The 12,447-nt window shown below is 70.4% G+C and carries 10 protein-coding genes; 5 read left to right on the top strand and 5 right to left on the bottom strand.

All coding sequences use genetic code 11. The features are described from left to right. Positions 1-82: 82 nt before the first annotated feature. Positions 83-829: a helix-turn-helix domain-containing protein gene (locus tag AB0F89_RS19630; RefSeq protein ID WP_367138208.1), complete on the bottom strand. Its 747-nt coding sequence runs from the start codon at positions 827-829 to the stop codon at positions 83-85. A gap of 1,450 nt (positions 830-2,279) precedes the next feature. On the opposite strand from AB0F89_RS19630, the gene AB0F89_RS19625 reads away from it, so the two are divergent. Then, positions 2,280-2,483 carry a hypothetical protein gene (locus AB0F89_RS19625; protein WP_367138206.1) on the top strand — a complete coding sequence of 68 codons (204 nt, stop codon included), beginning with the start codon at positions 2,280-2,282 and terminating at the stop codon, positions 2,481-2,483. A 384-nt stretch (positions 2,484-2,867) separates the two neighbouring features. Further along, positions 2,868-3,551, top strand: coding sequence for a TetR/AcrR family transcriptional regulator (locus AB0F89_RS19620; protein ID WP_367138204.1), 684 nt, complete (start codon positions 2,868-2,870; stop codon positions 3,549-3,551). 84 nt (positions 3,552-3,635) lie between these two features. On the opposite strand, the gene AB0F89_RS19615 is transcribed toward AB0F89_RS19620, so the two are convergent. The 4 genes from AB0F89_RS19615 to AB0F89_RS19600 all read right to left on the bottom strand — a co-directional run bounded on the left by AB0F89_RS19615 (position 3,636) and on the right by AB0F89_RS19600 (position 7,957). Next, positions 3,636-4,376, bottom strand: a complete 741-nt coding sequence (locus tag AB0F89_RS19615) for an SDR family NAD(P)-dependent oxidoreductase (protein WP_367138202.1) — start codon at positions 4,374-4,376, stop codon at positions 3,636-3,638. Positions 4,377-4,695: 319 nt separating this feature from the next. Beyond that, complete coding sequence (locus AB0F89_RS19610; protein WP_367138200.1) at positions 4,696-5,397, bottom strand: DUF899 domain-containing protein; 702 nt, start codon at positions 5,395-5,397, stop codon at positions 4,696-4,698. 197 nt (positions 5,398-5,594) lie between these two features. Next, entirely contained in the window at positions 5,595-7,136 is a 1,542-nt protein-coding gene (locus AB0F89_RS19605; protein ID WP_367138198.1) for an AMP-binding protein, read from the bottom strand. Further along, complete coding sequence (locus AB0F89_RS19600; protein ID WP_367138196.1) at positions 7,133-7,957, bottom strand: p-hydroxycinnamoyl CoA hydratase/lyase; 825 nt, start codon at positions 7,955-7,957, stop codon at positions 7,133-7,135. Before AB0F89_RS19600 ends, AB0F89_RS19605 begins: the two co-directional genes overlap by 4 nt. An 870-nt stretch (positions 7,958-8,827) precedes the next feature. Here AB0F89_RS19600 and AB0F89_RS19595 point away from each other — a divergent pair. From AB0F89_RS19595 to AB0F89_RS19585, 3 genes are read left to right on the top strand one after another with little or no spacing between them, the layout of a single operon-like run. Further along, on the top strand, positions 8,828-9,100 hold the full coding sequence (locus tag AB0F89_RS19595; protein ID WP_367138194.1) for a hypothetical protein: 273 nt from the start codon (positions 8,828-8,830) through the stop codon (positions 9,098-9,100). Then, positions 9,097-11,055, top strand: coding sequence for a CRTAC1 family protein (locus tag AB0F89_RS19590; protein ID WP_367138192.1), 1,959 nt, complete (start codon positions 9,097-9,099; stop codon positions 11,053-11,055). The genes AB0F89_RS19595 and AB0F89_RS19590 overlap by 4 nt, the downstream gene beginning before the upstream one ends. A gap of 5 nt (positions 11,056-11,060) precedes the next feature. Continuing rightward, on the top strand, positions 11,061-12,080 hold the full coding sequence (locus AB0F89_RS19585) for an enediyne biosynthesis protein (RefSeq protein WP_367138190.1): 1,020 nt from the start codon (positions 11,061-11,063) through the stop codon (positions 12,078-12,080). Positions 12,081-12,447: the final 367 nt, after the last annotated feature.

Below are 12,447 nucleotides of genomic sequence, written 5' to 3'. Positions count from 1 at the left end.
CGGCAGTGCGTCCGAGAATGCCTCGCCGGGCTCGTCCGGTCTACTCCGGCCTTGCGGTGCGGACAATCCGCACGAATACCTGCTACCGCCTGCCGGCCACCGCGGGCGCCGGCGCCCGCACGTGGTCGCGCAGCCGGACCGCGACACCCAGGCGCTGCCCCGCGCCGATCGCGAGCGGGTGCCCCAGGCCGCCCGCGAACCGCACGCCCGCCGCCGACGGGCCCCGCCGCGTCACGACCGCGACGCAGCGCGCCGCCGGGCCGCCGACCACCAGCTCGAAGTCCGAGGGCCGCCGCACGAGCGCGGTCGACAGGGTCGCGCTGCGCGGGATCAGGTCGTCGATGAGGCCGACGACGACCTCGGAGCCCTCGTCCCGCTCGGGGACGTCGAGCGTGCCGACGAACGAGCCACCGCCGCCGTGGCGGGGCAGCGGGACCGGGTCGAACACCGTCGAGGCGGTCTCCAGCGGGTTGTCGAAGTCGGGCAGCGCGACGGCCGCGAGCAGGCCGCTGACCTCCGGGTTGCGGTACTGGGTCGGCGAGAGGCCGACCGCGCGGGTGAACCTCGTGGTGAACGTGCCGACGCTGCTGTACCCGATGGTGGCGACGATGTCCGCGACGTTCATCCACGTGGTCAGCAGCAACCGTTTCGCCTCGAATAATCGGACCGCGGTCAAGTACCGCCCCGGCGGCACGCCGACGGCCGCGTGGAACAGCCGCGAGAAGTGGAAGGGACTGACCAGCGCCGCACCCGCGACATCGCGCAGGGTCAGGGGCTCGTAGTAGTTCGCACGCATCATCTTGATGGCGCGCTGAACGGCATCGTGCACGGTCGTTCACCTTTCGGCCGATATCGCGACCGGTTCGGTCCCACGCGCGGCGCCACCGACGTCCGGTTTCCGCGAAGAACCGGCGGGTAGCAGTCCGAGAAAGCCGCCTCGGTGCGGCGCGGACCTTTCGATCGCTATTACGTGAATACGGCTGGTCCTACTGGATTGCCGATCTCCACCACCCCAGATGGCCTTTTTGTGCGGAGCCCCCATAACTCCGTACCGTGCAGGACGCTAGCAGGACGTGCGGCCCCAGGTAATTGCCGCCGAGCAGGACCGCAATCTGTGAGACGGCTGTCCTGCTTCTCGCGCAACCGGTACGGCCGTTCGGTGGCGTCCGGGCACACCCGAGCGCGCGGCCGAGGTGTCGACCCCTCACGATTGGTGACTATGAGTGATCGGGCTGGAATGGTCGACCCCGGCCCCGCCGGACCGGTCCCCCCGCCTCCGACGAATACGAGCCGGACAGGGGCAGGTAGTAGACGCCCACCGGCCCGACGCCGCCGCCCACGACCCTCCCGGCGGGCCGTCCCGGGATCGGCCGACCGGGTGGCCCGCTCGCTACAACCCTTGCTACTTGGGACAACGTGTACAGCGGATCGGTGCCGCACCTCACACACCGGCGGGGTGGCGCGCCGCCCGGCGTCACCGAACGTCGTCGCGGGAAGGGCCCTCCCGGCGGTCCCGCCCACCCGTTCGGCGGTGGCGGCGAGCCCGTCGGCGTGGTCGGCCTGAGGTCGGCCGAACCCTTGCGCGACCGGGTGACTGCTACGGCGAGTCATGATCACGGACGGGTCACCGGAGGCCGTCCGACGGAAACGGAGCACCGCAATTCCACGGTGGTGGTAAATCATTTCCGACCACCGCATTAACGGCTCCGAGCGCGTTCCCGAACCCGACCGCGCCCGTCCCGGGGTCGCTCGTGCCCGCCCCGGCCGCCCGCGCCCGCCTGGCCGCTCCGACCCGGGGCCATCCGGCGGCCGGAGGTCGGACCGCCACGAGACCCGGACGGCCCGCCCCCCGGAGCTGCGCCACCCGCACAAGCCGGCGGACCAGGCGGCCGACGCTCGTCAGATCGTCCACAAAAGACTTTCTCCTCGCCGATGCCCTACGTCAGTCCTATGGGGACGAAGCCGGAAAACCAGCAACAACAAGGACTCTCTGCATTCCGCCCAACTCTCCCTCGTCCATACAGGACCTGGCGGTCACGCGCGCGCCCAGGCGATCGGCCACCGGCCCCACCGGGGAGGAGGGCCGGCGATTCCCCCTGCGCACAAGGGGAACACCACCCTCCCGGCGGGCGGTCGAGGGTGCTCCGGAGACCCCCTTGCCCCCGTGATCCGACTGCATTACTGTTGCCGACACGACGCTAGGGATCGTTCCCTTACACGTAGGAAGGCAGCCGGACGACAGGTCGCCGCAGCCCGTGGCCGAGCCCAGGAGGGTGCAGATGAGCTCAGACGTGCGACCTGGCCCGAGGCGGCCGCGCACCCACCCGGCGCCGACCACGACGCCCCCCGGCCCGAACCCGACCGCCACGGCCGGTGTCGTCCCCGCCGGGGCGACCAGCTTCCTCGAGCCCACATCGGAACCGGCACCCCAGGCCGACTCCACTGTGGTGCCCGCGGTGGTGGAGGAGATGTCGGCCGGCTGAGTCGCCGCTCCCACCACGGGCGAGGCAGCGGCAATCCCCCCGACCGCTGCCTCGCCCCACCGCGCCGCTCAAGGTCGTCCCACGGGTTCGGTTGTCCGAATCGCACATCGCACGAAAGCGTGAACCCACCGCACTCGCGACGCCTTCGGGCACACCGGCCGACCACCGTTGACGACGTTGACGGGGGAACCCGCCCCACCGCACCGGCGCGCCCGCCCGAACGGGCCGCTGACCCGTCGGATCAGGGTTTCCGCGCTCCGAACCGCGCCCGCGGCGCACCGGCCGTTCCAGGCGATCTCACGGGATCCCGGTGCGAGGCAGACATCGCACCGGTAGCATAACAACGTTAGACAAAGAATAACGGCGTTGTGCAACACTGTCAAGGTGAGTCCACGGAAACTGGATCCGGAAACCCGCGCCGCGCTCGTCGACATCGCCGCGAGGCTCCTGGCCGAGCACGGCGCCGAGGCGCTGTCCACCAGGAAGATAGCCGCCGAGGCCGGCACGTCCACCATGGCCGTCTACACGCACTTCGGCAGCATGAGCGGCCTGGTCCGGGAGATGGTGCACGAGGGCTTCGCCCGGCTGGAGCGCCAGTTCGCCGGCGTCCGCCGGACCGACGACCCGGTCGCCGACATGGCCGTGCTCGGCCACGCCTACCGGCAGAACGCCAAGGCGAACTCGCACCTGTACGCGGTGATGTTCGGCGGGCAGTCGCTGGCCGGGTTCTCGCTGACCGACGAGGACCGCCAGTACGGCCGGTACACGCTGATCACGGTCGTGGACTGCGCCACCCGCTGCATCGAGGCGGGCCGGTTCCGCGACGGCGACCCGCTGCTGGTCGCGCACGAGATGTGGATCGCCACGCACGGCCTGGTCAACCTGGAGCTGGGCGGCTACCTGATCGACCCGGTCGACGCCGACCGCTGCTACGAGACGATCCTGAACAGCCTGCTGATCGGCGTCGGCGACGACAGCACGGCCGCGGCGGCGTCGATGGCGACGGCGAGGGAGCGCAGGCGGCACGAGGTCGAGGCCGAGGTGGAACCGGCCGCGAGCCGGTCCTGAGCACGCCGCCCGGCCCGACCGCGCGCGAACGGGGGCGGGCCGCGTCGCGGCCCGCCCCCGCTCCCGGGACGCGGTGGAACCCGATCAGGGCAGCTTCTTCAGCCCGGCGCCGTTGAGCACGTAACCGGGCGCGAGGTCGGCGACCTCGGCGCGGGCCAGCTCGACCACGGCGGCGCCGGCGATCTCCGGGTCGAGCACGGGGCCGATCTGCTTGACGAACTCCTCGACGGGACGGCCCGCGCGCGCCGCGTACGCCGCGACCGCGGGCGCGCCGACACCGGTCATCGGCGCGAACCTGGGGTGCACCGACGTGAAGGCGATGTCCAGCCCCTCGCGCTCGGCCTCGCCCTGGGCGTAGCCCGCGATGAAGCGCTGGGTGGCCTTGGCCCCGGCGTACCCGCCGCTCAGCGGCGACCCGTTCAGCGCCGCGCCGCTGCTGATCACGATCACCCGGCCGCCCCTGCCCAGCGGCGTGAGCAGGATGTCGCGCAGCCAGTGGAACGTGATCCGGACGTCGGACTCCCAGTTGGTGGAGAACGACTCCCACGTCTGGTCCTGCAGCGGGACCATGTGCGGGCTCGCGCCGGCCACCAGGACGACGGTCCGGGGGCGGTGGCGCTCGATGAGGGCGCGCGCCACCCCGTCCTCGCCCGCGTCGGCGACCTCCGCGGTGATGCGGCCGTTGGCCGGTTCGGCGAACTTCGCCTCGGTGCGGGACACGGCGACCACCGACGCGCCCGCCTCGGCGAAGGCCGTGGCGATGCCGTGGCCGAGGCCGCGGCTGGCGCCGACGACGATCGTGGTGCTGCCGGACAGGTCGCTCATGGGTCCTCCAGGTCGTGGTGTCTTGCGGAACGGGGTCGTCGCGGGGTCGTCGCGGACCGGTCCCCGCGCGGTCACGACGGTCCGAGTCTGCCGGGGAACGACCGCGACGTCACCGCGATCGGGGGACCCGGGCCGGAAAAGCCGAAGGCCGGCGCGGCGGACCACGCCGGGCCGGCTGTCGGGGGGTGTGCGCGGCGCCCGGCGGTGGACCGCCCGCTCGCCGCGCCGGCGATGCGTGGCCACCGGGGGCCGCGCCGACACCCCCTCGCCGGCCGCCCGCCGAGGTGGTCGGCGGGCGGCCGGACGGGGTCGGGCTCGACTACGACTTGTACCTGGTGCCGTTCCACCAGTTGTCGCCGGGGCCGGTGGACTCCTCCAGGTCGTAGGTGTCCTTGAAGCGCCACCAGTCCCACGGGTGCTCCAGGACGTCTTCCTGACGCCCCAGGTGGGTGATGTCGAGGTAGTTGTAGAAGTTCTTGAAGATGTCACCGCCGCGATCGAAGATCGAGTAGGTGAAGAACACGTCGTCGCCGTCGCGGTAGAACGCGCTGACGCCGGGCGACTCGCCCTTGTCGGTCGAGACTTCGTAGTCGTAGTTGAAGTCGCTGCCGAACGACGAGTACCACGGGATCGTCCAGCCCATGCGCTGCTTGAACGGCGTGAAGTCCGCCACCGGCGCACGGGAGACCAGGACGAAGGTGGTGTCGCGGGCCCACATGTGCGCCAGCTCGCCGACGCTGTCGGTCTGCATCGAGCAGCCGATGCAGCCCTCGGTCGCGCCCGGCGCGAACATGTAGTGCCGGACGATGAGCTGGCGGCGGCCCTCGAACAGGTCGAGCAGCGACAGCCTGCTGCCGTTCGGCCCCTCGAAGACGTAGTCCTTCTCCACCTTCACCATCGGCAGCTTGCGCCGCTCCTCCGCGATCATGTCGCGCGCGCGGGTGACTTCCTTCTCCTTCTCCAGCAGCGCTTTTCTGGCCTCCAGCCACTCTTCGCGGGAGACAACCTTGGGTTGCGTCATCAGATCTCCTCAGGACTGTCGGGGAAAGCACTCCACCGAGACCCGGACACGACGGATGACCAGTGGCGCCACCCCGGTTCCGGCCGGGAACTATCCCCTATCAGGTTATTGCGCACGGCTTCAGCGGAACTTCTTCGAGGTTGACGTCTTGTCGTCGCACGACTTCCGCCGTCGCCGCGCGCGTTCCCGGCGCGAGGTCAGGCGGCTTGGGCGCGTTCCTTCAGCGTGCGGCGCTCGATCTTGCCGACCGGCGTGCGCGGGATCTGGTCGACGAACTCGACCTGCCGGATCTTCTTGTACGGCGCGACGCGCTCGGCGACGAACGCCATCAGCTCCTCCGGCGTGATCGGCTCCCGGGCCACCACGAAGGCCTTCGGCACCTCGCTGGCCTCCTCGTCGGCCACGCCGATGACGGCCGCGTCGGCGACCTTCGGGTGCGTCATGACGACCGCTTCCAGCTCGACCGGGGACACCTGCTGCCCCTTGTACTTGATGAGCTCCTTGATCCGGTCGACGATGAACAGCTCGCCGTTGGCGTCGACGTGGCCGAGGTCGCCGGTGCGCAGGAAGCCGTCCGGCTCCAGCGCCGCGGCGGTGGCCTCCGCGGCGTTGAGGTAGCCCTTCATCACCTGGGGGCCGCGGATCAGGATCTCGCCGTCCTGGTCCGGGCCCAGCTCGGCGCCGGTGGTGACGTCCACGATCTTGCACTCGACGCCGGGCGCGGTGCGGCCGACCGAGGCGGGCGTCTCCGGGTCGAGGTCCTGCATGAACGACACCATCGACTCGGTGAGGCCGTAGCCCTGGCTGATGTCGCAGCCGATGCGCTCCCGGACGGCCCGCGCGGTGGCCGGGTCGAGGGTGGCGCCGCCGGAGACGATCGAGCGCAGCGACGACATGTCGTACCGGTCGACCAGCGGGCTCTTGGCCAGCAGCACCGCGATCGTCGGCACGACGTACAGCCGCGCGATGCGGTGGTCGTCGATGGCCTTGAGGAACGCCTCGGGCTCGAAGCGCGGCATGGTGACCAGGGTCGTGCCCTGGAGCAGGCTCGCGTTCATCATCATCGACAGGCCGAAGGCGTGGTGGAAGGGCGGCATGGCCAGCGCCTTCTCGCCCCGCCCGGTCGGCGCGACCAGGCTGGTCAGCAGCGCCTTGGCGATCATGTTGCGGTGCGTCAGCATGACGCCCTTGGGCGAGCCGGTGCTGCCGCTGGAGTGCAGCAGCGTGACGACGTCCTCGGCGGGGTCCACGTCCGGGTCCGGCACCGGGCCGTCGGAGGCCAGCGCGGCGAACGGCGTCGCGCCCTCCGCCTCGCCGAACACCACGACCTCCTCGACCTTCGTGCGGCCGACCAGGGCCGTCGCCTTGGCCACCTCGGACGGCGCGGTGACGAGCAGCCGCGCGCCGGACTCGTTCAGCCGGTCGGCCAGGTCGTCCGCCGTGTCCAGCGGGTTGAGGGCCACGACCGTGCAGCCCACCAGGGCGGCGGCGTGGAAGGCGATCGGGTACTCGGGCACGTTCGGCGACAGCATCGCGACCACGTCGCCCTTGCCGAAGCCGCGGGCATGCAACCCGGCGGCGGTGCGGCGGACCTCGGCGACCAGCTCGGTGAAGGTGCGCTCGCCCTTGCCCAGGTGGTCGACCACGGCCACGGTGTCGCCGTGCTGCTCCGCGCGCTCCAGCACGAACGCCGTCAGGGTGCGGTCGGGGATCTCGACGCTCGGGCCGGCGACGATCACGACTTCACCCCTTCCCGGTCGTAGGTGGACAGACCGGGCTGGTAGGCGCGCTTCTCGAACTGCTTGAGCGCCACGTTGATCCACTCGTTGCCGCTGAGCCGGGACAGCTCCCAGAGCTTCGCCTGGTCGTAGTCGATGGCGGCGGGCAGCTCCTGCCGGCGGTTGGTCTCGTAGACCTGCTTGGCCAGGGCCAGCGTGACCGGGTTCTTCTTCACGATCTTGCGGACGAGCTTGTCGGTCACCTCGTCCAGCTGGTCGGCGGGCACCGCCTTGTTCACCAGGCCGTGCTGGGCCGCCTCGGCGCCGGTCATCGTGTCGCCGGTGAGGATGTAGTAGAGCGCCTGCTTGCGCGGCAGGTTGTGGGCCGCCGCCCAGGTCGCGCCGCCGGCCGGGAAGATGCCGAAGTTGATCTCGGAGAGGCCGAACAGCACCTCCTCGTCCGCGATGGCCAGGTCGCACAGGCCCGCCACCAGGAAACCGCCGCCGAACGCGAAGCCGTTCACCTTGGCGATGGTCACCGCCGGGAATGCCTTCAGCCGCTGGAACCACTTCAGCGCGATCAGGTTCGTCTTGTAGAACAACTGCGGGTCGTCGAACGGCTGGAGGAAGCACTCCTCCAGGTCCATGCCGGAGCTGAAACTGTCGCCGACACCGGTCACCACGACCGCCTTGACGGTGCCCGCGGCCTCGATCTCGTCCAGGGCCTGGTTCATATCGCGATGCATCTGCGGATTCATCGCGTTCTTCTTGTCCGGCCGGTTCAGGTAAATAGTCGCCTTCGGTCCGTCGATCTCGAGGTTCACAGTTTCCAGCGTGATCATGTATTGACCCTTCTTTCCGCTCTCCGAAGTGAACACGAGTAGCCGCTCACGGCACCGACCGCGTGACCGGAGGATTGTGGCCCGGCGCGGACCCGTCTTCGCCGGGGTGGCGAGACGCTATGAGCATCACCGATCCGCCGGGGCCTGGCTTCTTTCACCTTGCCGTGCTGGGCGCCGGCGCGACCGGGTGGCGCGCGGTCCGCCGGTGGGCGGGCAGGGGCGTGGCCGGCGGCACGGCGGACGGTGCCCGCAACGGCTCGGTAGCACGTCCGGCGGGGTGCGCGGTGCGTCGGACGGTCCAGGATGCGGCACCGGACGGGTGCCGCGCTGCAGGATTCGTGCGCTGTTGGGGCAAGCCGGAAGAATCAACCGGGCGGCCCGTCGCGGACAATGCCCGCGCGGACCACCGCCGGGATTTGCCGGTCCGAATGCGCCCGCGCCGGCCGGTTCGGATCACACTGAAATGCGCTCACGACGAGTCCGCGTCACCCGGACAGCGCACCCGCCAACTCGACGGTTTGTCGGTAGCTAAATACAACCGGCCGACCGGAGCGCGATCACGGCGGGCGCCGGCGAAACGCCCGGCGCACCACCGCTGAGCTGCGCGCACCGCGCCCGGAGAGCGCACGCCCGAGACCGTTCCAGGGCGCGTGTCGTGGAACAGCAAATGCCCGTGCTCGCGCACCGGCCGGTGAGCAAGCCTGAAGTAGCAACCGCTGTGAAGCCTCTGCAACTCTTTTCTCGTTCGCTTGTCCGGTCCGCGTCACTTGAGCTGGGGGGACGAGGTTGAGCGCACTGCACGCTTCGCGTCGCAATTCGTCCGACACCGCAAAGGGATTCGGCGCCGGTCGCGGCGGGCGGCCGGGTCGGTTGTCCGACAAGACCCGGACCGCACACCACCTCGACGTGGTGTGCGTCGGCATCGGGTGGGCGATGGCCCGCATGCCGTGGCACGGGGGAGGGCCGCGGGACGACGTCCCGCGCGCCCCGCACCGGGACACCGGCCGTGCCACGTGGTTCGTCGGCGACGCCGACGCCCAACGCCCCGCGCCGCCGGTCCCCGACGGCGCCGTGCCCGCGTTCGAGACGTGGCGGCGACGCATCGCCGAGGAATTCGTCCACCAGGAAGGAGTCAGCTTGTGACCTCCACAGCCAGTTGGCTGCGCAGGCAACTACCCGGCGTCATGGCACTCGTGCTCGTCGCGGCCACGTTCTTGGTGGCCCGGCTGCCGGAGGTGTCGGCCGACGAGAAGCAGGAGATCGCGGCCCAGTTCGGGTTCCAGCCCGAGACCATCGCCCTGCCCGGTGGCTTCACCCAGCAGACCATCCGCCAGGTGAACCAGCGCTACCAGCACATCAACGCCTGGATCTCCTCGGTCGGCTCGGCGGTCGCGCTGAACGACCTCGACGGCGACGGCCTGTCCAACGACCTCTGCTACGTCGACGTGCGGATCGACCAGGTGGTCATCTCGCCCGCGCCGGAGTCGGGCGAGGAGCCCCGCTACGAGCCGTTCGCGCTGTCGACCGGCTCGCTGCCGGTGAACGACGTGATGGCGCCGATGGGTTGCGTCCCCGGCGACTTCAACGAGGACGGCCGGGTCGACCTGCTCGTCTACATGTGGGGCCGCACCCCGATCCTGCACCTGGCCAGGACCGACGCCACCGGCATGGCGGACGACACCTACGAGCCGACCGAGCTGGTGCCGGGCAAGTCGTCCGGCGCCTACGACGGCCCGCAGTGGAACTCCAACTCCGCGACCGTCGCCGACTTCGACGGCGACGGCCACGACGACATCTTCATCGGGAACTACTTCCCCGAGGGCCCGGTGCTGGACCCGTCCAAGAGCACCGGCGTGGAGATGAACCACTCGATGTCCGCCGGCTTCAACGGCGGCGAGGACTACATCTTCCTGTTCAAGGGGGCCACGGCGGGCTCGGAGCCGAGCACGGAGTGGGAGAAGTCCGACCCGTTCGCCCGGGACGTGTCGAAGGGCTGGGCCCTGGCGTCCAGCGCCAACGACGTCAACGGCGACCTGCTGCCCGAGCTGTACGTCGGCAACGACTTCGGCCCGGACCGCTTCCTGTACAACGAGTCCACCCCCGGCAACCTGAGCTTCAGGCTGGTCGAGGGCAGCAAGGGGCCGATGGAGCCGAAGTCCAAGAACGTCGGCATCGACTCGTTCAAGGGCATGGGCGTCGACTTCGGCGACCTGAACGACGACCAGGTGTACGACATGTACGTCAGCAACATCACGACGTCGTTCGGCATCGAGGAGTCGCACTTCGCCTTCATGAGCACCGAGAGCGACGTGAACCAGGTCACCTCCTACCTGAAGGACGGCGAAGCGGTCTGGGAGGACGAGAGCGCCCCGCTGCAGCTGGCCTGGTCCGGCTGGGGCTGGGACGTGAAGATCGCCGACCTGGACAACAACAGCGAGTCGGAGGTCCTGCAGGCCACCGGCTTCGTCAAGGGCGACGTCAACCGCTGGCCCCAGCTGCAGGAGCTGGCCACGGCCAACGACGCGCTGCTGGACAACCCCCTGTGGTGGCCGATCGTCGGCCCCGGCGACGACGTCGGCGGCAACCAGCACTTCCACTTCTTCGCCAAGAACCGGGAAGACTTCTACAGCGACCTGTCCCACCAGCTCGGCCTGGCCGCCCCGATCCCGACCCGCGGCATCGCCACCGGCGACATCGACGGCGACGGCAAGCTGGACATGGCGATCTCCCGGCAGTGGGCCGACCCGGTCCTCTACCGCAACACCGGTGGCACCGGCAACGGCTTCGTCGGCCTGCGCCTGACCCACGACGAGGAGAGCGCCGACGGCGCGTTCCCCGCCGCGGGCTCGCCGGTCATCGGCGCCCAGGTGACGATCACCACGGCGTCCGGCAAGAAGCTGATCAACCGCGTCGACGGTGGCAGCGGCCACTCCGGCAAGCGCAGCCACGAGGTCCACTTCGGCCTCGGTTCCGAAGACCGGGCCGTCGAGGCGCACGTCAAGTGGCGCGACCGCGACGGTGACATCCACGAGCAGGACATGACACTGACCCCGGGTTGGCACGACATCCAGCTCGGCGACCAGGCCAAGGAGAAGTGACGGACATGGCCGAGACCACGACGGCACCCAGCCCGCCGCGGCACGACCCCAAGGTCATCACCGCGCTCAGGCGCTTCGCGATCTCCATCTCGATCTTCAACATCCTCGGCTACACCGTCCTCGGCTTCGAGCAGGCGTGGCTGTGGCCGTTCATCGCCCTCGCCACCGCCTACGCCGTCGAGCTGGGCCTGGAGTGGATCGGCGCCCGGCAGGAGGGGCGCGCGCCCCGCTACGCGGGCAACGGTTTCCGGGGCTTGATGGAGTTCCTGTACCCGGCGCACATCACCGCGCTCGCGGTGAACATGCTGACCTACGTCAACGACCAGATCTGGGTGATGATCTTCGGCGTGGTCGTCGCGGTCGGCGCGAAGTGGGTCCTGCGGGCGCCGGTGAAGGGCCGGATGCGGCACTACATGAACCCGTCGAACTTCGGCATCGCGATCGTGCTGCTGGTGTTCCCCTGGGCGTCGGTCGCGCCGCCGTACCACTTCAGCGAGCACGTGGGCACGTTCTTCGACTGGTTGATCCCGCTGATCATCGTCACCGCGGGCACCATGCTGAACGGCATGCTCACCGGCCGGCTGTGGCTGATCATGGCCTGGCTCGTCGGGTTCGTCCTCCAGGCCGTGATCCGCGGCATGCTGCTGGACGTCTCGATCCCGTCGGGGCTCGGCATGATGACCGGCATCGCGTTCGTGCTCTACACCAACTACATGGTGACGGACCCGGGCACGTCGCCCTCCAAGCCGGCCGCGCAGGTCGCGTTCGGCGGCGGTGTGGCGGCGGTGTACGGGATCCTGATGGGCATGAGCATCCCCTACGGCCTGTTCTTCGCCACCGCGATCGTCTGCCTGATCCGCGGCGGCTTCCACTGGGCGCTGCACTTCGTGGACAAGAACCGGGCCGAGGCGGAGAAGCTGAAGGCCGCCGCGGCCGAGCAGGTCGTCCCGATCGAGGCGTCCACTGTGGACCCGAAGCTCAACGGCGCGCCGAAGCAGGGCGCGGTGGTGCCCACCACGGCCTGACCGGGTCGCGGCCGGCCCTCCCGGCCGCCGACCCGCACCGCCGAGGAGAACCAGCCGGCAGCCCGTCGCGAACACCGCGGCGGGCTGCCGGCTTTTCGGGGCGCCTGCGGCGGGCTTTGCGGAACGGCGGTGGTGGGCCTTGTGGAGCGCAGTGGTCCGCCCGCCTTTCGGAGGCGTCTCAGCGGGCCTTTCGGAGCACCGGCGGCGGGTTGCCCGGCTCCCGGAGGTGACTACGGCGTGTGGCGAGCGCCGCGGGCCGCGGCCGCGGGCCGACGCGAAAGGGCGAGCCAGGCTGGTCCGTTCGCTCACTCCGGTGACGGGTGTGATCAGAGGGGCTGTTCGGGCGAGGCGTTCGGCTCAGCCGGGT

This window comes from Saccharothrix sp. HUAS TT1 (assembly GCF_040744945.1).
In the GTDB taxonomy this organism is placed as follows: domain Bacteria; phylum Actinomycetota; class Actinomycetes; order Mycobacteriales; family Pseudonocardiaceae; genus Actinosynnema.
Note: the sequence above shows the minus strand (reverse complement) of the source record. Positions and strands in the feature narration are given on the sequence as shown.